This window comes from Agromyces arachidis (genome assembly GCF_052805135.1).
Window position 1 is genome coordinate 318,367 of sequence record NZ_JBRBDK010000001.1, and the last position, 20,413, is coordinate 338,779.

Sequence of the window (20,413 nt, forward strand, 5' to 3'; positions counted from 1 at the left end):
CCGGGAACGCGCGCGACGAGCGCGCCGACGGCGTGACGGACGACCGCGCGACGAGCGGCGCGCGGCGCACGCGATGGCGGGTCGTCGACATCGTGGTCGCGAGCGTGATCGGCGTCGCGACCGGCCTGGTGTTCCTCATCTGGAACAACGTCGGCTACGCGTGGTTCAGCGCCGCCGACGCGCTCACCCCCGGGCTCGGGGGGATCGCCGTCGGCATCTGGCTCATCGGCGGCGTGCTCGGCGGGCTGGTCATCCGCAAGCCCGGTGCGGCGCTGTACGTCGAACTGCTGGCGGCGATGGTCTCCGCGCTCGTCGGCAACCAGTGGGGCATCGAGACGCTCTACTCGGGCATCGCGCAGGGGCTCGGCGCCGAGCTCGTCTTCCTCGCCACCGGATACCGCCGGTTCGGCGTGATCACGGCCATGCTCGCCGGCGCCGCTGCCGGCGTCGCCGCCTGGGTGCTCGAGCTGTTCACCTCCGCGAACCTGCAGAAGTCGCTCGAGTTCCTGGGCCTCTACCTCGGCACGCTCGTCGTGTCGGGCGCGCTGCTTGCCGGCCTGCTCGCCTGGATCGTGGTGCGCGCACTCGCGGCGACGGGTGCGCTGAGCCGATTCGGCGCCGGACGCGACCTCGCGGAGCGGGTCTGAACCGTGTCCCGCGCTGAGTTCGGTGCCGGCCCCGCCCGCGTCGACGCGATCGGGTGGGGCTGGCGTCACGCGGGACGTCGCGGGCACGCCGTCGACGGACTCGACCTCCGGATCGGGCCGGGCGAGCGCGTGCTGCTGCTCGGCCCGTCCGGTTCGGGGAAGTCGACGCTGCTGCACGCCCTCGCGGGCGTGCTCGGCGGCGACGAGGAGGGCGAGCCGCGCGGCGAGCTGCGGATCGACGGCCGGCACGCCTCGGAGGTTCGGGGCCGGGCCGGACTGGTGCTGCAGGACCCGGATTCGCAGGTCGTCCTGGCTCGCGTCGGGGACGACGTTGCGTTCGGGTGCGAGAACCTGGGGGTGCCCCGCGACGAGACCTGGCGCCGGGTCGCCGAGGCGCTCGAGGCGGTCGGGCTCGACCTCCCGCTCGACCATCCGACCTCGCGGCTCTCGGGCGGGCAGAAGCAGCGGCTCGCCCTCGCGGGCGCGCTCGCGATGCGACCCGGCCTGCTGCTGCTGGACGAACCCACGGCGAACCTCGACCCGGACGGGGTCGACGAGGTGCGCGCGGCGGTGGCGCGGGTCGCGGAGCGCACTGGCTCGACGCTCGTCATCGTGGAGCACCGCGTCGAGGTGTGGCTCGATCTCGTGGACCGGGTGATCGTCCTCGGACCGGACGGCCGGTTGATGGCGGACGGCGTGCCGGGCGACGTCCTCGCCGAGCGGCGCGAACAGCTGGCTGCGGCGGGCGTGTGGGTTCCGGGCGTCCCGCTCGGGGTGCCCCACGCCCAAGCGGCGTCCGTCGGCGACGGCGGGGCGGTCCTCGCCGCGCACGACCTGGCGATCGGCCGACCCCGCTCACCGGTGCTCCACTCCGGACTCGACGTCGGACTCCTCGCCGCGTCCTCGACCGTGCTCACCGGCCCGAACGGTGCGGGAAAGTCCACGCTGGCCCTCACGATGGGCGGCCTGCTCCCGCCACGAGCGGGATCCGTCGTCGCCTCGGCGAGCCTGTCGCGCGGCGTCCCCGGCGGGCCGATCCGATGGCGCTCGCGCGAACTGCTGACGCGCATCGGCACGGTGTTCCAGGAGCCCGAGCACCAGTTCGTCGCCGCGACCGTGAGCGACGAACTCGCGATCGGCCCGCGCGCGCTCGGCCTGCCCGAGCACGAGGTCGTCCGCCGTGCCGACGAGGTGATGCAACGGCTCCGGCTGGATCGCCTGGCCGCGGCGAACCCGTTCACCTTGTCGGGCGGCGAGGCGCGCCGGCTCTCGGTCGGAGCGGTCCTCGCGACGCGACCCGGCGTCGTCATCCTCGACGAGCCGACCTTCGGCCAGGACCGCCTCGGCTGGATCGAACTCGTCGAGCTGCTCCACGAACTCGTCCACGAGGGCGCCACGCTGCTCTCGGTCACGCATGATCGAGCGTTCCGGGAGAGCCTCGGAACGCACCGACTCGACCTCGGTGCCAGGCGTCCCGCCGGGAGCATGCCGTGAGCGGCATCCGTCCCGTCGCGGCTCCGCCGCCGAGCCTGCGCTTCGTCGACCGGACCAACCCGGTCAGCCGGCTCGCCGCGGCGATGGTGCTGACGACCCCGCTGCTGTTCACCGTCGACTGGGTGAGCGCCGCCATCGCGCTCGCCGTCGAGCTCGTCCTCTTCGCGATCGCCGGCGTGACGCCGAGGCTCCTCCTCCGACGCACCTGGCCGATCCTCGTCGCCGCGCCGCTCGCCGGCGTCAGCATGCTGCTCTACGGCAGGCCGTCCGGAAGCGTGCACTTCGAGTTCTGGCTCGCCCGCATCACCGACGGCTCGATCGAGCTCGCGATCGCCGTGACGGTCCGGGTCCTGGCCATCGGCCTGCCTGCAGCGCTGCTGTTCCTCCGCGTCGACCCGACCGACCTCGCGGACGGGCTCGCGCAGGTCTGGCGGTTGCCGGCCCGGTTCGTCCTGGGGGCGCTCGCGGCGACGCGGCTCGTCGGGCTGTTCGTCGAGGACTGGCGCGCGATGGCCCTCTCCCGTCGTGCTCGGGGAATCGGCGATCACGGCGCGCTCCGCCGGGCCGCGACGATGGCGTTCGCGCTGCTGGTCCTCGCGATCCGTCGGGGCTCCAAGCTCGCGACCGCGATGGAGGCGAGGGGATTCGGCGCGGACGTCGAACGCACCTGGGCGCGCCCGTCGCGCGTGGGGGTCGCGGACGCGGTGCTCGTCGCGATCGCCGCCGCGATCGCGGTGTTCGCGATCGCCGGCTCGATCTGGGCCGGCGCCTTCCATCCGGTGTGGGCGTGAGCACGACGTCGCCGATGACCCTCGAGCCTGCGGTGGCCGCGGTGCTTCGGCGGGTCGCGCGGAGGCGGCATCCGCTCGTGCTCGTCGACGGGCCGAGCGGCGCCGGCAAGACCACCTTCGCGGCCGCGCTCGTCGCCGCCTGGCACGGCGCGGCCCCGCGCCTCGTGCGGGTCGACGAAGCCATCCCGGGGTGGGCGGGACTGCGGCCGGGAGCGGAGCGTCTTGAGCGGTCGCTGCTGCGTCCGCATCGTCGCAGCGACCCCGGTGCGATCCACCGGTGGGACTGGTTCGGCGATCGCCCCGGCGCGATCGAACGCGTGCGACCGGGCGGCATCGTCGTCGAAGGATGCGGCGCCCACCTCGCGGGCCGGCACCGGAGCGACGCCGTGCGGGTCTGGCTCGACGCGCCCGCGGCGGCCAGGCGGCACCGGGCGCTCGAGCGCGACGGTGGCGCGTTCGACCCGTACTGGGACGCCTGGGAGGCGGACTGGCGCCGCTACGTGCTGCAGACGGATGCGCGCCGCGCGTCCGGGATGCGGGTGCGACTCGTCGGGTGAGCGCAGCGCGCCGGGGTGACCCTGCGCGTCGCGGGGGCTACGGTTGGGTCATGGCAGATCCAGGTGCCGCGACCTACGTGGCGGAGTTCATCGACGGGCCCCTCGAGGGCGACTTCGAGCAGCGCTCGCTCGTGCACGGTGAGACCGAGAAGCGCGTCGGCATGGTGGCTGCGGTCGACGGCCTCGAGTCCCTCTTCTGGTACGACGCCGTCGACGAGCGCGAGGTGGGCGGGCAGATCCGCGTGCGCTTCCGGTTCGACGCCGACGATTCCGATCCCGTCGAGCACGACGACGAGAACGACTGATCCGTCAGGCGCGACTCAGTCGGCCAGGAATGCGCCGATGATCTCGGCGGGGTGGGTCAGTCGCCACAGCGGTCCCGGATCGGCGATCGGCTGATCGAGTTCGAGTGCCGAGGTGATCCTCCGGTCGCCGATGAACACCGAGACGTCGCCCACGGGACGGCCGGCCGGAGCGGTCGTGAACGTCGGCACGTCGACGGAGGCCGTCTCGGGCACGGCGCCCCACGCGGAGTCGGTGCGACCGGCGACGGCGACGAGGTGCGCGCGGTCGCCCCACGCCGAGACGGCCTCGGCGTACGCGGCGCCTGCGGTGATCACCTCGAGCGGCGCGGATGCCGCCTGCATGCCCTCGACGGCCGCGAGGACCGCGGCGTCGAGCGTCTCGTAGTCGTCGACCCCGGTCATGGCGCCCACCATCCGTCGCGGCGTCTCGCCGGACAGTTCGCTGGTGAACACGAACGAGATCAGCGCCTGGTCGGTGTAGCTGCGGCTGATCGCCCGGATGCCGTCGCCCTGCAGGTGTGCGACGACGTCGGGAACGCGGCGGTCCGTCGACGTGAGCGCGCCGCCGTCCTCGAGGATCGCCGCGAGCGTGGGCTCCGCCAGTGCGAGGCCGGCCAGTCGCGTGAGTTCGGCGGCCGTGCCGACGTTCTCGCCCGACAGGCCCGTCGTGTCGACCACGCGGAGCGTGTCGAATCCCTCCGCCTCCAGCCAGGCGTTCGCCTCGTCGGCGTAGTTGTCGAGGTTGCCGAACGCCCAGCGGGCGAGCGTGTCGGCGTGGTTGTTGCTCGACCCCAGGAAGACGGCGCGCACGACGTCGAGCTGGCTCCATGCGTCGCCCGGAGACACCGGCAGCGTCCGCGACCCCTCGGCCTGGTACCGGAGGTAGTCGGTGTAGTCCTCGGCGCCGATCCTGATCGCCGGGCCTCGCTCGCCCTCGGCGATCGGGAGGGCGTCGAGCGTCGCGAGCACCGTGACGAGCTTCGCGGCGCCGCCGATGGGCGCGGCAGGGTCCTCCGCCGACGCCGACACGAGTTCGGCCCGACCGTCGTCGCCGATGATCGCCACCGCCGCGCCCGACTCCGGCAGCGGCACCTCGACGGCCGCCGGGCTCTCTCCCGCCGCGTCGCCGGCGACGATGTCGACCTGCGGCAGGGGGCCGAGGAGCATGGCCGGGGCGTAGACGCCCACGGTGAGGATCGCGAGCGTGCCGAGGGCGATGCCGACGCCGCGAGCGGGGGAGGGGCTCATGCGAATCAGGCTAACGCGACCGCGGTCACGCCCAGCCCAGCTCGTGCAGCCGGTCGTCGTCGATGCCGTAGAAATGCGCGATCTCGTGCACGAGCGTGACGTGGATCTCGTCTCGGAGCTCGTCCTCAGACGCGGAGACCGCGAGCAGCGGCTCCCGGTAGAGCACGATCCGATCGGGCATCTCGCCGAAGCCGTAGCGGTCCCGCTCCGTCAGGGCCGTGCCCTCGTAGAGACCGAGCAGGTCGAGCGAGCCGTCCTCGGGGCGGTCCTCGACGACGAACACCACGTTGTCGAGGCCGTCGACCATGTCGTCGGGCAGCCGATCGAGTTCATCGACGACGAGTGCCTCGAAGGCCTCGTCGTCGAGTTCCACGGGAGCTCCGTTCCGGAGTCAGATCTTGGGGTGAGTAACGGGGCTTGAACCCGCGACCTCCTGGACCACAACCAGGCGCTCTACCGACTGAGCTATACCCACCATGTGCCATCGCTTCCGCGATCGGCAACCATACGAGATTACACCACGTCGGAGGGGTTCGATGACACCTCGGCACCCACGGGCGCCTCGGCGCCCGACGGTGCCGTCGGCGTCGACATCACCTCGGCCGCGATGGCCTGGAACTCCTGGCTCGAGGGGCCGGGATCGGCCACGAAGACGGCACGGCGGTAGTACTGCAGCTCGCGGATGGACTCGAGGATGTCGGCGAGCGCGCGGTGCCCGCCGTCCTTCGCCGGCGCGTTGAAGTAGGCGCGCGGGTACCAGCGCTTGGCCAGTTCCTTGATGGACGACACGTCGACGTTTCGGTAGTGCAGGTGGGCGTCGAGGCGCGGCATGAACTTCGCGATGAACGCGCGGTCGGTGCCGATCGAGTTGCCGGCGAGCGGCGCCCGCTGTTCGTCGGGGACGTGCTTCAGGACGTACTCGAGCACCTCGTACTCCGCCTCGGCGACCGAGACGCCGTTCGGGATCTCCTCGATGAGTCCCGAATCGGTGTGCATGGCGCGGACGAAGTCGCCCATCGCCTCGAGGGCGCTCGCATCGGGCCGGATGACGATGTCGAGGCCGGCATCGACCGGGTTCAGGTCGTAGTCGGTGACGACCACCGCGATCTCGACGAGTTCGTCGACCTCGAGGTCGAGCCCGGTCATCTCGCAGTCGATCCAGACCAGTCGGTCACTCGAGGAAGCCATGCGGCGAGTCTAGCCGCGCGCCCCGACACGAGGGCGGGCGTGCCGGCTGCGGTATCGTTGTGGCGATCGGCCCTCGTAGCTCAGCGGATAGAGCAGGAGCCTTCTAATCTCTTGGTCGCAGGTTCGATTCCTGCCGAGGGCGCCGAGGATTCCCCGTCCGGATCGAGAGCGCGACGAGCGGATAGGCGAGGACCGACAGCAGGCCTGCGCCGACGAGCGCGGCGGCCGTTCCCGGATCGAGGTCGCCCGCGTCCACGCCCAGGGCGGTGACGGCGACGATGATCGGCAGCCCGGTCGCGGCGAAGAACCCGGTGGATGCCCGCTCGCGGACGGTGGAGCCCCTCGGCGCGAAGACCGCCGCGGGGATCCCGCGCGTGACGAGGAGCAGCACCGTGAACAGCGGGAGCAGCAGCAGCGTCCGGGTCTCGGACACGAGGCCCGCGAGGTCGAAGGTGATGCCGGTGTGGATGAAGAAGACCGGGACCAGCAGCCCGAAGCCGACCGCTTCGATCTTCGCCTCGGTCATCGCGGCGGCCGGCGCGGGGGCATCGCGGAGCAGCAGCCCGCCGAGCACTCCGGCGGCGAATGCCCCGAGCAGCATGTCGATGCCGAGGAAGATCGACAGTGCGACGAGGCCGAGCAGGACGAACATCACGAGCCGGACCACGAACTGGCCGCTCGTGTGCAGGCTCGCCTCGATCGCCCGGTGCAGGTGGACGCCGTGGCCGCGGGCGGCGATGACGATGAGCGCACCGGTCACGATGCAGAACGCGATCAGGACCGCCGCCGCGTGCAGGGGCGATCTCCCGCTGAGGAACAGCGAGATCGCCAGCAACGGCGCGAACTCGCCGACCGCGCCCACCGCGAGGATCGACAGGCCGAACGGGGTGCGGAGCAGGCCCGCGTCGCGCAGGATGGGCAGGAGCGCGCCGAGCGCGGTGGACGCCAGCGCGATGCCGACGAAGACCGCCCCCGCGCCCGGGTCGACGAGGAAGCCCACGAGCAGCCCGAGCGCCATCGAGATCAGCCAGCCGGCCGAGGCGCGCGCCGTGGGGGTGCCGCGGATCGCCGCGAAGTCGATCTCCCGCCCGGCGAGGTAGAACAGCATCGCCAGGCCGAGGTCGGCGAAGAGCGCGATGAACGCGTCGTCCTGGACCACGCCGAGGACGTCCGGTCCGAGCAGCACGCCCAGCACGATCTCGAACACCACGATCGGGATCGCGATCCAGCGCCCCAGGGATCGCGCGGCCAACGGCGCGATCGCCGCGATCGCAGGGATGAGCACGAGGGTGGGCAGGTCGACCTCCACGCGGAACCCCCTTCGTCGCGTGCGTGCATGCTATCGGCAACCGGACCCTCGCGGCCGCTTCACAGCGACGCGTCATCCGCTCGTCGCACACGTGCCATAGGGTCGTGGCATGCGCGACATCCAGGCCCGGATCATCGAAGAACTCCACGTCGTCCCCGAGATCGATCCCGCCGACCAGGTCCGCCGGCGCATCGACTTCCTCAAGGAGTACCTCACGACGTCGGGCGCCGAGGGCCTGGTCCTCGGCATCAGCGGCGGACAGGACTCGAGCCTCGCCGGGCGGCTGTGCAGCCTCGCGGTCGACGAGCTCTCCGCCGCAGGACGCCCCACCCGATTCGTGGCGGTCCGGCTGCCCTACGGGGTGCAGCGCGACGAGGCCGACGCCCGGCTCGCCCTCGAGTTCATCCGGCCTCCCGAGGTGGTCGACTTCAACATCCGCGACGCCGTCGACGGGCTCGCGGCGGAGTACGCCGACGCCGTCGGCGCCGCGATCAGCGACTTCGGCAAGGGCAACGTGAAGGCGCGCATGCGCATGGTCGCCCAGTACGCGATGGCCGGCGAGGGTCGCCTGCTCGTGGTCGGGACGGATCACGCCGCGGAGGCCGTCACGGGGTTCTTCACCAAGTACGGCGACGGCGGCGCCGACCTCCTCCCGCTGTCCGGCCTCAGCAAGCGACAGGGTCGCGCGCTCCTCGAGCACCTCGGCGCCCCCGAGCGCCTCTACCTCAAGGTGCCCACGGCCGACCTGCTCGACCACGATCCCGGCCAGGCCGACGAGGCGAACCTCGGGCTCCGCTACGCCGACATCGACGCCTTCCTCGAGGGGGAGGAGGTCGATCCCGCCATCGCGGAGAAGATCGAGCAGCGCTTTCTCCAGACGCGCCACAAGCGCGCCGAACCGGTCACGATGTTCGACGAGTGGTGGCGGCGCGACTGACGTGCCGAGCCGCCCCGAGGCGTCCGGGGGCGGCCTGTCCGATCAGCGCCGGGTCTCCGCAGCGGTCTCGTCCGCAGCCTCCGAGGCGACCGGGGTGGGACCGGTGTCCGCGTCCGCCGTCGTCTGCGGCTCCGTCGCCTGGTCGATCAGCGGGGAAGGGACGTAGCGCTCGTGGTGCTGCTCGGCCACCCAGGAGTCCTGCTCGGCGATCACCGCCTGCTCGGGCTCGCTGCGCTGGGCCCGCCAGCGGTCGAGGTCGTTCCTGAAGTCGCGGCGCGTGCGTGAGGGATGCCGCTGCCACTCGAGCAGGCGATCGCGGAACTCCACCACGGCCGGGTCGAGCTGGTAGCCGAAGGTCGCCGAGGCGCGCTTCAGCTCGTGCAGCTGATGGGAGGCCCAATCGGCGGCGACGTCGGCGCCGCGGACGGGAAGCAGGCGCACCTGGAGGTCCGCCTGGCCCACGGCCCGGTCCGACAGCACCTGCTCCTGCGGCGTCAGCGAGTTCCAGACGGAGGCCTCGGTGGCCGCGTCGATGAGTGCGGCGACCGCGGCATCGCGGAGTTCGCGGTCGCGTTGACGGATCAGGCCGCGGACGGCTCGACGGGCGATCCACGCCGACAGCAGTCCGGCGGCGACGACCGCCGCGAACAGCACCGCCGCGGTGAACAACCACGGCCGTGCGCCATCCGACAGGATCCAGGCGACGAATTCATTCCACCACTGCATGAGCGCAGGCTAGCGCCGCCGGCGCGGCGCCGACGGCAGCCCGGTCGGCGCGCCTCGGTCCCGGTCGCCGACTCATCGCCGCGCCGCGGTGGCCGCCTCCGGTCGTCGGGACCCGACGCCCGTGACGACGCCGGCGGCGGCCAGCAGGACCGCGAGTCCCACCAGCAGCGTCGCGATCGAGGCGTGCGTGGGCGTGCCCGAGATCGCCTCGATGACGGCGCCGGCGACGACGACCCCGATGCCGCCGATCGAGACGATCGCGGTGAGCAGCAGTGCGCTGCCCTCGCCTGCGCGCTCGGGCGGCAGGATCGCCTGCGCCCCGATCTGCGACACCGAGAAGCCCATGCCGCACGCGAACCCGGACACGCCGAGCGCCAGCACGGTCAGCGGGAGGTTCGGCGCCAGGCCGAGCGCCGCGACCGAGACCGCTCCGAGCAGCAGCGACCCCGCGAGCACGCGCCGCGATCCGAGCGTGGCGGTGAGCCACCCCGCGGCGGGACCGCAGCTGGCCAGGCCGATCGACGAGAGCATGAAGACGAGCCCCGCGGATGCCGCCGACATCCGGTCGACCTCCTGGAGCTCGAGCGTCGCGGCGAACACCGAGACGTTGAGCCCGACGTTCAGCACGGTCCCGGCGAGCAGGAGCAGCGCGAACGCCCGGTCCCGCATGAGCGAGAACCGCACCAGCGGCGTCGCCACCGCGGCGCTGTGCCGCACGAACCACGCCAGGAGCGCGGGACCGGCCAGGAGCGGCCCCCAGGTCAGCGGCGACGCGAAGCCGAGGTTCGAGGTGTTGTCGATGCCGACGCTCGTCAGCGCGAGCCCCGACATGACCAGCCCGACCCCCAGCCAGTCGAGGTCGCGAAGCGAGCCTCGCGATCCGCCGCCGTACGACTCGGGGAGCCGGGCGGCGCCGATGACGGCGACGACGGCCACCGGGAGGTTGATCAGGAAGACCCACTGCCATCCCGCGGTCTCCGCGAGCACGCCTCCGACGACCGGTCCGAGGGCGGTCCCGACGCCGGAGAGGCCGAGCAGCAGGCCCATGACCTTCGCCTTGGGCCCGTCGGCGATCGTCGCACCCATGAGGGCGAAGGCGTTCGGCATCACGAGCCCGGCGCCGACCCCCTGCACGACCCGGAACAGGATCAGCAGCGGAGCGCTCGCGGACAGCGCGCACGCGAGGCTGGACGCTCCGAACACCACCAGGCCCACCACGAGTGCGCGTCTGCGGCCGATGGTGTCCCCGATCTTGCCGGCCGGGACGAACGTGGCGCCGACGCTCAGCAGGTAGCCCGCGAGCAGCCACTGGAGGTCGGTCACCGGCACGTCGAGGTCGTGGGCGATCGTCGGCATCGCCAGGCTGAGCGAGAAGAAGTCGAGTTGCAGGGCGAACAGGGCGAGGCCGATCGGGAGGTAGCGCAGCGACGTCCGCACGACCGTGCGCGTGCCCGTGCCGCTGTCCATCGCGTCGCCCCCCCCCGGTCCGCGCCGATGCCGACCGGAGCCCTCCGCGACGCCGGTGGACGACACCCTAACCCGTGCTGCCGAGCGCCGCACCGGCGGGATCCCGGCGCGGCGCCATCCGCTCAGCCGAGGACGGTTCCGTCAGCCGCGTGCGGCTCGATCGCGGCGATCTCGTCGTCGCTCAGCGCCGACGCGTCCAGCGCGGCCACGTTCTGCTCGAGCTGCGCGACGCTCGACGCGCCGATCAGCGCGCTCGCGACCTGCGGGACGCGGAGCACCCACGACAGCGCGAGCTGCGCGAGGGTCTGCCCGCGCGCCGCCGCGATCGAGTGGAGCGCGCGCGCCCGGGCGAGGTAGTCCTCGCTGATGCGCTCCGCCGGGAGGAAGTGGCTGGTGGCCGCTCGGGAGCCCTCCGGCACGTCGCCGGAGAGGTACCGGTCGGTCAGCAGACCCTGCGCGAGCGGCGAGAACACGATGGCCGAGGCTCCGACCTCGTCGAGCACGGGGAAGAGGCCGTCCTCGATCGTCCGGTCGAACATCGAGTAGCGGGGCTGGTGGATGGTGAGGGGCACGCCCTCCGCCGCGAGCGCGGCGGCGGCGGCGCGCGTCTGCTCCGGCGAGTAGTTCGAGATGCCGACGTACAGCGCCTTGCCCTGCCGGACGGCGTGGGCGAGGGCCCCCATCGTCTCCTCGATCGGCGTCTCGGGATCGGGCCGGTGCGAGTAGAAGACGTCCACGTAGTCGAGGCCGAGGCGGCCGAGGCTCCGGTCGAGGGAGGAGAGCAGGTACTTCCGCGATCCCCACTCGCCGTACGGTCCATCCCACATGTGGTAGCCCGCCTTCGACGAGACGATGATCTCGTCGCGGTACGCCGCCAGGTCGGCGGCGAGCAGGCGGCCGAAGTTCTCCTCGGCGCTGCCCGCGGGGGGACCGTAGTTGTTCGCGAGGTCGAAGTGGGTGATGCCGAGGTCGAAGGCGCGCCGGACGATCGCGCGCTGGGTGTCGAGCGGCCGGTCGTGGCCGAAGTTGTGCCAGAGGCCCAGCGAGAGCGCCGGGAGCCTGAGGCCGCTGCGGCCGATACGCGGATAGGGCATGCGGTCGTAGCGGTCGTGCGCGGCGGCGAAGGTCATGCCGGATAGCCTATGGCGATGGAGAACTTCGTTCTGGCGGGCGGCTGCTTCTGGTGCCTCGATGCCGTCTACCGCACGCTTCGCGGTGTGGACGACGTCGTGTCCGGCTACACCGGGGGGTCGCTGCCGAACCCGTCGTACGAGCTCGTGTGCACGGGCGCGACCGGGCACGCCGAGGCGGTGCGCGTCTCGTTCGACTCCGACGTCATCCCGTCCGAGGTGATCCTGGACGTCTTCTTCACCCTGCACGATCCCACCCAGCTGAACCGGCAGGGCGCCGACATCGGGACGCAGTACCGGTCGGCGATGTTCTTCGACGGCGAGGCCCAGCGTGCGAGGTTCGAGCAGGCACGGGCTCGCGCAGCGGAGTGGTGGCCCGGGGAGGTCGTCACGACGATCGAGCCGCTCGGCGAGTTCTTCCGAGCCGAGGAGTACCACCAGGACTTCTTCGCGAAGAACCCGGGCCAGGGCTACTGCCTCGCCGTGGCCCTGCCGAAGGTGAACAAGATCCGGCGCTCGTACGCGGACTACATCGTCGCCTGACTCCTCCTCCCCAACTCGCGGCTGGTCGGTCCGCCTCCACCGGCTGCGCACGCGGTCGACGGATGCCACGTCGTGACCGGCAATCTGGCGTCAGCGGCATCCGGGGTCGTTCCGGCACGAGGACCCCGGATGCCGCGAGCCGCCGGCACGCGGTGGCGTCGACTGCAGGGAGCACGACATGACCGATCTCGTCACCGTCACCGGATTCGTGGGCAACGACCCGCGGCACAGCGTCACCGACAGCGGGCTGGCGATCACCAACTTCCGCCTCGCGACGACGCGCCGGTTCTTCGACCGCGCGAAGGGCGAATGGGCCGATGGGGAGACGAACTGGTACTCGGTCGCCGCGTTCCGACAGCTCGCCGTCAACGCCGCGGCCTCCGTGTCGCGGGGTGACCGGGTGGTCGTCCACGGTCGCCTCCGGGTCCGCTCGTGGGAGACGGGGGAGAAGTCGGGCACGGCCGTCGAGATCGATGCCGACGCGATCGGCCACGACCTCTCGTGGGCGCGCACCCAGGCGACGCGCACGGCCTCGTCGGCGCGCACCGCGGAGCAGTCGGACGCCCCGCCGGCGGAGCCCGCCGGCGACTCCGTCGGCGGAACCGACGGTGCTGGGGACCCGGCCGACGACTGGGCCCGGCCCGGGGCGACGCCCGGCTGGCCCGGAGGTGCCGAGGGGCCCGCCGACGCCTCGTCATCCGGGCGCGCGGTCACCGCCGATCCGTCGACGGAGGCGGTGCCGGCGCCGCCCGCAGGGTCGTCAGCCGCCGCCTGAGGCGACGCTCCAGCGCCGGCGCGCCGAGCCGACATAGACTCGGGTCGTCGGCCGTGGGGCCGATGAGGGGTGGGGGCGATGCGAGCGGGGCATGCGGGGGTGATCCTCGTGGCACTCGCATGCGTCGCCGTTCCCGGCCTCACCGGCTGCACGCCCGCCGCGTCCTCGGAGGCGCCCGCCTCGACCTCGGTCTCGTCTCCGGCGCCGCGACCCGTGCCGAGCACGGTCGCGCCTCCGGAGAATGTCGACCTGGTGCTCCGACCGGAGCTCTCGGCAGCCGAGAACCTGGCGTTCTTCGACTCCGTGAACCTGGCGGTCATCGCGGCCGACCCCGAGGCCGGCGGTCGTGCATTCGTCGACGCGCTGATCGCCGCCGGATTCGACCGGTCGGGCATGCAGGTCACCTCGGACACGACCACGCTCGGGGACCCCGCCGACTCGATCCAGTTCGCGGTCGGGTTCGGCCCGGACTGCCTGGTCGGCCAGTACGGCCCGAAGTCCGACGGGTACCAGAGTGCGGTGCGCCCGGCGCTCGGCACAGGCGGCTGCCTCCTCGGCGACACGCGCCCCATAGACTGGTAGGCGACATGGCGGATTACATTTACTCGATGGTGCGCGCCCGCAAGGCGGTCGGCGACAAGCTCATTCTCGACGACGTCACGATGGCGTTCCTTCCCGGCGCGAAGATCGGCGTCGTCGGACCGAACGGCGCAGGCAAGTCCACGATCCTCAAGATCATGGCGGGGATCGACCAGCCCTCCAACGGCGAGGCGCGTCTGACGCCCGGGTTCTCCGTGGGCATCCTCATGCAGGAACCCGAACTCGACGAGTCGAAGACCGTGCTCGAGAACGTCCAGGAGGGCGTGGGCCCGATCAAGGCGAAGATCGACCGGTTCAACGAGATCTCGGCCGAGATGGCGAACCCCGATGCCGACTTCGACACCCTGCTCGCCGAGATGGGCACCCTGCAGGAGGACATCGACGCGGCCGACGCCTGGGACCTCGACTCCCAGCTCGACCAGGCGATGGACGCACTGCGCTGCCCGCCGAGCGACACGCCGGTCTCGGTGCTGTCCGGCGGTGAGAAGCGCCGCGTCGCGCTCTGCAAGCTGCTGCTGCACAAGCCCGACCTGCTGCTGCTCGACGAGCCGACGAACCACCTCGACGCCGAGAGCGTGCTCTGGCTCGAGCAGCACCTGGCGAAGTACCCCGGCGCGGTCCTCGCCGTCACGCACGACCGGTACTTCCTCGACCACGTCGCGGAGTGGATCTGCGAGGTCGACCGCGGCCGGCTGTACCCGTACGAGGGCAACTACTCGACCTACCTCGAGAAGAAGGCCGAGCGCCTGCAGGTGCAGGGCAAGAAGGACCAGAAGCTCCAGAAGCGCCTCAAGGAGGAGCTGGAGTGGGTGCGCTCGAACGCGAAGGGGCGCCAGGCGAAGTCGAAGGCGCGTCTCGCGCGCTACGAGGAGATGGCGGCCGAGGCCGAGCGCACTCGGAAGCTCGACTTCGAGGAGATCCAGATCCCGCCGGGCCCGCGCCTGGGCGACGTGGTGCTCGAGGCCAAGAAGCTCGAGAAGGGCTTCGGCGACCGCAAGCTGATCGACGGACTCAGCTTCTCGCTGCCGCGGAACGGCATCGTGGGCATCATCGGCCCGAACGGCGTCGGCAAGACCACGCTCTTCAAGACGATCGTGGGCCTCGAGCCGCTCGACGGCGGCGACCTGAAGATCGGCGAGACGGTCCAGATCTCGTACGTCGACCAGTCGCGCGGCGGCATCGACCCCAACAAGACCCTGTGGGAGGTCGTCTCCGACGGACTCGACTACATCCAGGTGGGCAAGACCGAGGTGCCGAGCCGGGCCTACGTGTCGACGTTCGGCTTCAAGGGCCCCGACCAGCAGAAGCGCGCCGGGGTCCTGTCCGGCGGTGAGCGCAACCGACTGAACCTCGCGCTCACGTTGAAGCAGGGCGGCAACCTGCTCCTGCTCGACGAGCCCACGAACGACCTCGACGTCGAGACGCTGTCGAGCCTCGAGAACGCGCTCCTCGAGTACCCCGGCTGCGCCGTCGTCATCACGCACGACCGTTGGTTCCTCGACCGGATCGCGACCCACATCCTCGCCTACGAGGGCACCGACGAGGACCCGGCCAACTGGTACTGGTTCGAGGGCAACTTCGAGGCGTACGAGGCCAACAAGGTCGACCGCCTCGGCCCCGAGGCGGCCAAGCCGCACCGCTCCACGTACCGGAAGCTGACGAGGGACTGACGTGCGCCTGCACGTGCCCACGCCGCTGCGATGGAGCGATCTCGACGCGTACGGCCACGTGAACAACGCCCGGATGCTGAGCCTCCTCGAGGAGGCTCGCATCCAGGCGTTCTGGGTGTCCGAAGACACGGCGGAGCACGCCGTCGGCGCCTCCACGGCCGTCCTCGACGCCACGCCCGGCGCCGGCACCGTCACGCTGATCGCGCGGCAGGAGGTCGAGTACCTCGCGCCCATCCCGTACCAGCGCCAGCCGCTCGACATCGAGCTGTGGATCGGCCACATGGGCGGGGCGAGCCTCGACGTCTGCTACGAGGTCAACTCGCCCGCGGGCGTCGAGCCGCGGACGCTCTACACGCGCGCCGTCACGACGATCGTCCTCGTCGACGCCGCCACCGAGCGACCGCGTCGGATCACCGACGGCGAGCGGGCCGCGTGGGAGCCGTACGTCGGCGACCCGATCAGCTTCCGTCGTCGCTGATCAGCGTTCGATCGGATCGTCGCTGAACGACCCCTCCCAGACCGCGCGCGTGCCCGACTCGCCGACCTGGATGAGCGTCCAGACGGCTCCGGCGCCCACCCCGACCGCCGCGACGATCAACACGACGGCCACGACGACGCCGCCGGCGCTCCGTCGCTCGGGCGAGGTGGCGATGCCGCGGTTCGCCGCCACCTCCGGGTCGGTGGCGGCACGTCGGGCGCGGGACTCGACGATCGCGAGGGCCGAGACGAGCACCGCCACCGCGGCCAGCGCGATCACCCAGGGGAGCACGTCGTCGCCCTGGCCCGTATGCGCCTCGATGAGCGGCGTCTCCGGGACGCGCTGTTGAAGCCATTCGCCGGCCTCGACCGTCAGCCAGGTGACGCCGAGCAGCCCGACCGCGGCGACGAGCACGGGGATCCAGAGCAGACGACGGGCCGCCGGCCACGCGGCGAGCACGACGAGTGCGAGGGCCAGCAACGGCACCCCGACCACGACGAAATGCACCAGCAGCACGTGGAGGGGCAGGCCCGCGACCTGGAGGTCCACGGGTCAGCCTGCGACGATACGGTCGCCGTCGACCGTGACCGCGACCTTCGCCAGGGGCTCCAGCGCGGGTCCCACCTCCACGTCGCCGGTCGCCGCGTCGAAGATGGAACCGTGGCACGGGCACGCGAACTTCGATCCCTCCGCGCCGACCACGCAGCCCTGGTGCGTGCAGATCGCGCTGAACGCCACGACCTCGTCCTCCGTCGGCCGCGCGAGGAGGACCGGTTCGCCGGCGATCTCCGCGTCGATGCTGCCCCCGACGGGGATGTCGGAGAGCGCCGCGACCTCCTCGCCGGCCGCGCCGCCGGCGGCCTCGCTCGGCGTCGACGTCGAGGTGTCGCCTGCGGCCCCGTCATCGGGAGCGTCGTCCTCGGCCGCCGGCGCGCACCCGGCGAGGATCAGCGCCCCGCCGAGGGCGCCGGAGCCGCCGATCGCGAGCGCGGTTCGGCGTGAGAGTTCACGAGCGTCGTCCATGTCGAAGCCTCCCGGAGTCGGCCGCCGGCGCGGCGGTGCTGCCATTCTGCGACAGACCCGGCAGGTCGTGGGGAAGCACGCGGCGTTCGCCCAGCAAACGCCGGCCCGCCCGGCCTCAGTCGCGCGGCGCGGACTGCGGCGCCCGCACCATTCCCTCCTGGGCCACGCTCGCCACGAGGACCCCGTCGCGCGTGTAGATGCGCCCGAGCGAGAGGCCACGGCCGCCGCTCGCCGACGGCGACTCCATGGTGTACAGGAGCCATTCGTCGACGCGGGCATCCCGGTGCCACCACATCGCGTGGTCGAGGCTCGCGACCTTCAGCCCGGGCGTCGCCCACGCGACGCCGTGCGCCCGGAGCACCGGCTCGAGGATCGAGTAGTCGCTCGCGTAGGCGAGCGCCGCCCGGTGCTGGCGAGGGTCGTCCGGAAGCCGGCCGAACGCCCGCATCCACACCGCCTGGCGCGGCGTGCGGTCGCCGTCGACCTGGAGGTACACCGGCGAGGGGATGTGTCGGACGTCGAACGCCCGTTCGCTCGACCAGTAGCGCGCCACGTCGTGCTCGAGGTGCCCGAGGACGTCGGCCGTCGACGGCAGCCCATCGGGGTCCGGCAGGTCGGCGGGCATCTCCATCTGGTGCTCGAGGCCCTCGTCGTGGGTCTGGAACGAGGCGATGAGCGAGAGGATCGGCTCGCCGTGCTGGAACGCCTGCGTGCGACGGGTCGAGAACGAGCGCCCGTCGTGGATGCGGTCGACCGAGAAGGTGATGGGGTGCTGCACGTCGCCCGGCCGGAGGAAGTAGCCGTGCATGGAATGGATCGAACGATCGTCGGGCACCGTGTGGGTGGCCGCAGTGATGGACTGCGCGAGCACCTGTCCGCCGAAGACGCGCCCGAGCGGCATCCACTGCGAGGGCCCTGTGAAGATGTCCTCGTGCGTCCGCGCACCGGTGTCGGTGAGCCGCAGGGTGCTCAGCAGGCCGTCGATGGGACCGTTCATCGTTCCTCCGTCTGGTCGGTCGCCGATCCGCCCGCCGGCGGCGCTCGACGGCTGGGGCCGCGGCGCTCTCTCGGTAGTCTAGACAGGCCATGGTCCAGCAATTCACCCTCGCCGACAGCCTGTCGCTCGGCGACCTCCACACGTACCTGCAGCGTGCGTCCCGGGTCGAGGACGGAGCCGTGCGACTGATCGCGGGGAACGACATCCTCGCGGTCTACACCGCGATCCTGTATCCGCGCGGCATCCTCGACGAGAGTCCCACGGTGCTGGGCCTGCGCACCTTCCAGCTCTTCGAGACCGACGACTTCGACGTGGTCGTGCCGATGCGCTCGGTCGTCGAGCGCATCGTCCGGGCCCGCAGCGCGCTCGGCGACGACGAGACGGCCGATCCCCGGCCGGTCACGATGACCCGACCGCCCGAGGTGAACACCGTCACCTGGGCGGGGATCTCCCCGCCGCGCGGCGGATGGCGTCCGCTCGGCGAGACCGACGCCGCCACCCTCGAGCGCGCCGCCCGCGAGGGCATCGACGAGGTCGCGAAGGTCATCCCGGACGGCACGGGGGAGCAGCTCGTCCAGCGCGTGCGCGCCGAGGTGTGGGGCCGCGGGATCGACGGGCTGGAGTACGTCCCGGCGGGTGCCGCGTTCGCGGCCTTCAGCCTCGGCTTCCTCGGCGACGACCCCATCTCGGTCTTCGAGACCGGGCCGTGGACGCGGCTCAGTTCGAGGCGCGGCCACGTGCTCGTGCGCCGGAAGGCGTGGACGCTGCGGTCGTAGCCGCGGCATCCGCCCGACCCGAGGGCCGATGCGGTCAGCGGGCCGCGATCGCCCGCCCGGCCGCCCGGCCCGTGAAGAGGCAGCCCCCGAGGAACGTGCCCTCGAGCGCCCGGTAGCCGTGCATGCCTCCTCCGCCGAACCCCGCCGCCTCGCCGGCCGCGTACAGACCCGGCACGGGTGCGCCGTCGGCGTCGAGCGCGCGCGCGTCGAGATCGGTCTGGATGCCGCCGAGGCTCTTGCGCGTCAGCAGGTGCAGCTTCACGGCGATGAGCGGCCCGGCCTTCGGGTCGAGGAGCCGATGCGGGGGCGCCACGCGGATGAGGCGGTCGCCGCGGTAGTTCCGCGCACCCCGGATGGCGGTGAGCTGGAGGTCCTTCGAGAACTCGTGGTCGACCTGCCGGTCGCGTGCGATGATCTCCCGTTCGACATTGGCGGTGTCGAGCACGCTGTCGGGGTCGAGCCGGCGCATGCCGTCGAGCAGCTCCGTCAGCGAATCGGCGACGACGAAGTCCTTCCCGCGCTCCTTGAACCGCTCCACCGGACCCGGCGCGCCCGGGCCGAGTCGCTCGGCGAGTCGCCTCAGGTCCTTGCCGGTCAGGTCGGGGTTCTGCTCGCTGCCCGAGAGCGCGAACTCCTTCTCGATGATGCGCTGGGTGAGGACGAACCAGGAGTGGCCGTGTCCCGTCCGGGCGAGGTGCTCCAGGGTGCCGAGCGTGTCGAACCCGGGGAACAGGGGCGGCGGCAGGCGGCGCCCGGTCGCGTCGAACCACAGCGAGGAGGGCCCGGGCAGGATCCGGATGCCGTGCGACGGCCACACGGGATCGTGGTTGCGGATGCCCTCGGTGTAGTGCCACATCCGGTCGCCGTTGACGAGCCGTGCCCCGGATGCCGCCGCCATCCCGAGCGCGCGGCCGTCGACGTGGGCCGGTACTCCCGACAGCATGCGCTCGGGCGGCGTGCCGAGGCGGTCGGGCCACGCGGCGCGGACGAGGTCGTGGTTGCCGCCGATGCCGCCCGACGCGATGAGCACAGCGGGTGCGCGCAGGTCGAAGTCGCCGGTCTCGTCGCGGTTGGACGGCGCGCCGCGTGGGGCGTCGTCGGGGGCCAGATTCGCACCGCGCACGCCCACGACCGCCCCCGCCTCCGTGACGAGCTCGTCGACCCGGTGGCGGAACCGGAGGTCGACGAGGCCGGCGGCCTCGCCGGCGCGCACCCTCGCGATGAACGGGGCCAACACGCCCGGACCGGTGCCCCAGGTGATGTGGAAGCGGGGCACGGAGTTGCCGTGGCCGCGCGCCGTTCCCGCGCCGCGCTCGGCCCAGCCCACGACGGGGAAGAACCGCAGGCCCCGCTCGCGCAGCCAGGCGCGCTTCTCGCCGGCGGCGAACTCGAGGTAGGCCTCGGCCCACCGTCGCCCCCACTCGTCCTCAGCGCGGTCGAACGCCGCACTGCCCAGCCAGTCCTCGCGCGCGAGCGCGAGCGAGTCGCGCACCCCGAGGCGCCGCTGCTCCGGGGAGTCGACCAGGAAGAGCCCGCCGAACGACCACCACGCCTGCCCGCCGAGGCTCGCCTCGGGCTCCTGCTCGACGATCGCGACCCGCTTGCCCGCGTCGACGAGCTCGGCGGCGGCGACCAGGCCGGCCAGGCCCGCCCCGACGATGACGGCGTCGTACTCGGAGCGCTCGGCGCGGGTCGTTCGGATCGGGTCGGCCACTTCGGACTCCTTCGTCTCGGATGGGGCGGTCGGGCGGT

General features: G+C 72.4%; 23 protein-coding genes and 2 tRNA genes. 13 read left to right on the forward strand and 12 right to left on the reverse strand.

What is annotated here, in order from left to right; all coding sequences use genetic code 11:
- The first annotated feature begins 32 nt into the window (after positions 1-32).
- From ACUY4T_RS01525 to ACUY4T_RS01545, 5 genes are read left to right on the forward strand one after another with little or no spacing between them, the layout of a single operon-like run.
- Positions 33-647 carry an ECF transporter S component gene (locus ACUY4T_RS01525; RefSeq protein ID WP_446017407.1) on the forward strand — a complete coding sequence of 205 codons (615 nt, stop codon included), beginning with the start codon at positions 33-35 and terminating at the stop codon, positions 645-647.
- Positions 648-650: 3 nt separating this feature from the next.
- Entirely contained in the window at positions 651-2,141 is a 1,491-nt protein-coding gene (locus ACUY4T_RS01530; protein WP_446017130.1) for an ABC transporter ATP-binding protein, read from the forward strand.
- Entirely contained in the window at positions 2,138-2,932 is a 795-nt protein-coding gene (locus ACUY4T_RS01535; protein ID WP_446017131.1) for an energy-coupling factor transporter transmembrane component T family protein, read from the forward strand. Before ACUY4T_RS01530 ends, ACUY4T_RS01535 begins: the two co-directional genes overlap by 4 nt.
- Positions 2,929-3,489, forward strand: coding sequence for a nucleoside/nucleotide kinase family protein (locus ACUY4T_RS01540; protein ID WP_446017132.1), 561 nt, complete (start codon positions 2,929-2,931; stop codon positions 3,487-3,489). Before ACUY4T_RS01535 ends, ACUY4T_RS01540 begins: the two co-directional genes overlap by 4 nt.
- Positions 3,490-3,539: 50 nt before the next feature.
- Positions 3,540-3,794 carry a hypothetical protein gene (locus tag ACUY4T_RS01545; RefSeq protein ID WP_446017133.1) on the forward strand — a complete coding sequence of 85 codons (255 nt, stop codon included), beginning with the start codon at positions 3,540-3,542 and terminating at the stop codon, positions 3,792-3,794.
- A 15-nt stretch (positions 3,795-3,809) separates the two neighbouring features.
- On the opposite strand, the gene ACUY4T_RS01550 is transcribed toward ACUY4T_RS01545, so the two are convergent.
- The 4 genes from ACUY4T_RS01550 to orn form a co-directional block, all read right to left on the reverse strand.
- Positions 3,810-5,042: a D-alanyl-D-alanine carboxypeptidase family protein gene (locus tag ACUY4T_RS01550; protein ID WP_446017134.1), complete on the reverse strand. Its 1,233-nt coding sequence runs from the start codon at positions 5,040-5,042 to the stop codon at positions 3,810-3,812.
- 25 nt (positions 5,043-5,067) lie between these two features.
- On the reverse strand, positions 5,068-5,349 hold the full coding sequence (locus ACUY4T_RS01555; RefSeq protein WP_446017408.1) for a metallopeptidase family protein: 282 nt from the start codon (positions 5,347-5,349) through the stop codon (positions 5,068-5,070).
- Positions 5,350-5,441: 92 nt separating this feature from the next.
- Positions 5,442-5,517: transfer RNA gene (locus tag ACUY4T_RS01560), tRNA-His, on the reverse strand.
- A 38-nt stretch (positions 5,518-5,555) separates the two neighbouring features.
- On the reverse strand, positions 5,556-6,230 hold the full coding sequence (gene orn, locus ACUY4T_RS01565; RefSeq protein ID WP_446017135.1) for an oligoribonuclease: 675 nt from the start codon (positions 6,228-6,230) through the stop codon (positions 5,556-5,558).
- A gap of 69 nt (positions 6,231-6,299) precedes the next feature.
- Between orn and ACUY4T_RS01570 the strand changes: the two genes are divergently transcribed.
- Positions 6,300-6,372 (forward strand) — tRNA-Arg (locus tag ACUY4T_RS01570).
- Here ACUY4T_RS01570 and ACUY4T_RS01575 read toward each other — a convergent pair.
- On the reverse strand, positions 6,334-7,539 hold the full coding sequence (locus ACUY4T_RS01575) for a cation:proton antiporter (protein ID WP_446017409.1): 1,206 nt from the start codon (positions 7,537-7,539) through the stop codon (positions 6,334-6,336). The two genes, ACUY4T_RS01570 and ACUY4T_RS01575, sit on opposite strands and share 39 nt — an antisense overlap.
- A gap of 109 nt (positions 7,540-7,648) precedes the next feature.
- On the opposite strand from ACUY4T_RS01575, the gene nadE reads away from it, so the two are divergent.
- Entirely contained in the window at positions 7,649-8,476 is an 828-nt protein-coding gene (gene nadE / locus ACUY4T_RS01580; protein WP_446017136.1) for an NAD(+) synthase, read from the forward strand.
- 42 nt (positions 8,477-8,518) lie between these two features.
- On the opposite strand, the gene ACUY4T_RS01585 is transcribed toward nadE, so the two are convergent.
- The 3 genes from ACUY4T_RS01585 to ACUY4T_RS01595 form a co-directional block, all read right to left on the reverse strand.
- Entirely contained in the window at positions 8,519-9,202 is a 684-nt protein-coding gene (locus ACUY4T_RS01585; RefSeq protein ID WP_446017137.1) for a hypothetical protein, read from the reverse strand.
- A 72-nt stretch (positions 9,203-9,274) separates the two neighbouring features.
- Positions 9,275-10,669, reverse strand: coding sequence for an MFS transporter (locus tag ACUY4T_RS01590; RefSeq protein ID WP_446017138.1), 1,395 nt, complete (start codon positions 10,667-10,669; stop codon positions 9,275-9,277).
- Between the two features lie 122 nt (positions 10,670-10,791).
- Positions 10,792-11,799 (reverse strand): aldo/keto reductase, encoded by a 1,008-nt coding sequence (locus tag ACUY4T_RS01595; protein WP_446017139.1) that lies wholly within the window; start codon positions 11,797-11,799, stop codon positions 10,792-10,794.
- 18 nt (positions 11,800-11,817) lie between these two features.
- Between ACUY4T_RS01595 and msrA the strand changes: the two genes are divergently transcribed.
- From msrA to ACUY4T_RS01620, 5 genes are all read left to right on the forward strand, one after another.
- Positions 11,818-12,342 carry a peptide-methionine (S)-S-oxide reductase MsrA gene (msrA, locus tag ACUY4T_RS01600; RefSeq protein ID WP_446017140.1) on the forward strand — a complete coding sequence of 175 codons (525 nt, stop codon included), beginning with the start codon at positions 11,818-11,820 and terminating at the stop codon, positions 12,340-12,342.
- A gap of 178 nt (positions 12,343-12,520) precedes the next feature.
- A complete protein-coding gene (ssb, locus tag ACUY4T_RS01605; RefSeq protein WP_446017141.1) occupies positions 12,521-13,117 on the forward strand; it encodes a single-stranded DNA-binding protein in 597 nt (198 codons plus the stop codon).
- A 99-nt stretch (positions 13,118-13,216) separates the two neighbouring features.
- The gene (locus tag ACUY4T_RS01610) at positions 13,217-13,699 is read left to right on the forward strand and encodes a DUF6993 domain-containing protein (RefSeq protein ID WP_446017142.1); all 483 of its coding nucleotides are present in this window, start codon (positions 13,217-13,219) and stop codon (positions 13,697-13,699) included.
- A gap of 5 nt (positions 13,700-13,704) precedes the next feature.
- A complete protein-coding gene (gene ettA, locus ACUY4T_RS01615) occupies positions 13,705-15,387 on the forward strand; it encodes an energy-dependent translational throttle protein EttA (RefSeq protein WP_446017143.1) in 1,683 nt (560 codons plus the stop codon).
- Between the two features lies 1 nt (position 15,388).
- Positions 15,389-15,865 carry an acyl-CoA thioesterase gene (locus tag ACUY4T_RS01620; RefSeq protein WP_446017144.1) on the forward strand — a complete coding sequence of 159 codons (477 nt, stop codon included), beginning with the start codon at positions 15,389-15,391 and terminating at the stop codon, positions 15,863-15,865.
- Here the strand turns inward: ACUY4T_RS01620 and ACUY4T_RS01625 are convergent, their stop codons facing one another.
- The 3 genes from ACUY4T_RS01625 to ACUY4T_RS01635 form a co-directional block, all read right to left on the reverse strand.
- The gene (locus ACUY4T_RS01625) at positions 15,866-16,414 is read right to left on the reverse strand and encodes a hypothetical protein (protein ID WP_446017145.1); all 549 of its coding nucleotides are present in this window, start codon (positions 16,412-16,414) and stop codon (positions 15,866-15,868) included.
- 3 nt (positions 16,415-16,417) lie between these two features.
- Positions 16,418-16,888, reverse strand: a complete 471-nt coding sequence (locus ACUY4T_RS01630; protein ID WP_446017146.1) for a QcrA and Rieske domain-containing protein — start codon at positions 16,886-16,888, stop codon at positions 16,418-16,420.
- Positions 16,889-17,003: 115 nt separating this feature from the next.
- Positions 17,004-17,885 (reverse strand): acyl-CoA thioesterase, encoded by an 882-nt coding sequence (locus tag ACUY4T_RS01635; RefSeq protein WP_446017147.1) that lies wholly within the window; start codon positions 17,883-17,885, stop codon positions 17,004-17,006.
- Positions 17,886-17,974: 89 nt separating this feature from the next.
- Between ACUY4T_RS01635 and ACUY4T_RS01640 the strand changes: the two genes are divergently transcribed.
- Entirely contained in the window at positions 17,975-18,661 is a 687-nt protein-coding gene (locus ACUY4T_RS01640; RefSeq protein ID WP_446017148.1) for a DUF8185 domain-containing protein, read from the forward strand.
- Between the two features lie 34 nt (positions 18,662-18,695).
- Here ACUY4T_RS01640 and ACUY4T_RS01645 read toward each other — a convergent pair whose 3' ends face one another.
- Positions 18,696-20,375: an FAD-binding dehydrogenase gene (locus ACUY4T_RS01645; protein WP_446017149.1), complete on the reverse strand. Its 1,680-nt coding sequence runs from the start codon at positions 20,373-20,375 to the stop codon at positions 18,696-18,698.
- Between the last annotated feature and the right edge of the window lie 38 nt (positions 20,376-20,413).

Coding starts and splice junctions, on each gene's coding strand:
- ACUY4T_RS01550 (WP_446017134.1), bottom strand. CDS start 5,042: ATGAGCCCCTCCCCCGCTCGCGGCGTCGGCATCGCCCTCGGCACGCTC.
- ettA (WP_446017143.1), top strand. CDS start 13,705: ATGGCGGATTACATTTACTCGATGGTGCGCGCCCGCAAGGCGGTCGGC.
- ACUY4T_RS01555 (WP_446017408.1), bottom strand. CDS start 5,349: ATGGTCGACGGCCTCGACAACGTGGTGTTCGTCGTCGAGGACCGCCCC.
- ssb (WP_446017141.1), top strand. CDS start 12,521: ATGACCGATCTCGTCACCGTCACCGGATTCGTGGGCAACGACCCGCGG.
- ACUY4T_RS01640 (WP_446017148.1), top strand. CDS start 17,975: ATGGTCCAGCAATTCACCCTCGCCGACAGCCTGTCGCTCGGCGACCTC.
- msrA (WP_446017140.1), top strand. CDS start 11,818: ATGGAGAACTTCGTTCTGGCGGGCGGCTGCTTCTGGTGCCTCGATGCC.
- orn (WP_446017135.1), bottom strand. CDS start 6,230: ATGGCTTCCTCGAGTGACCGACTGGTCTGGATCGACTGCGAGATGACC.
- ACUY4T_RS01630 (WP_446017146.1), bottom strand. CDS start 16,888: ATGGACGACGCTCGTGAACTCTCACGCCGAACCGCGCTCGCGATCGGC.
- ACUY4T_RS01595 (WP_446017139.1), bottom strand. CDS start 11,799: ATGACCTTCGCCGCCGCGCACGACCGCTACGACCGCATGCCCTATCCG.
- ACUY4T_RS01585 (WP_446017137.1), bottom strand. CDS start 9,202: ATGCAGTGGTGGAATGAATTCGTCGCCTGGATCCTGTCGGATGGCGCA.
- nadE (WP_446017136.1), top strand. CDS start 7,649: ATGCGCGACATCCAGGCCCGGATCATCGAAGAACTCCACGTCGTCCCC.
- ACUY4T_RS01545 (WP_446017133.1), top strand. CDS start 3,540: ATGGCAGATCCAGGTGCCGCGACCTACGTGGCGGAGTTCATCGACGGG.
- ACUY4T_RS01590 (WP_446017138.1), bottom strand. CDS start 10,669: ATGGACAGCGGCACGGGCACGCGCACGGTCGTGCGGACGTCGCTGCGC.
- ACUY4T_RS01635 (WP_446017147.1), bottom strand. CDS start 17,885: ATGAACGGTCCCATCGACGGCCTGCTGAGCACCCTGCGGCTCACCGAC.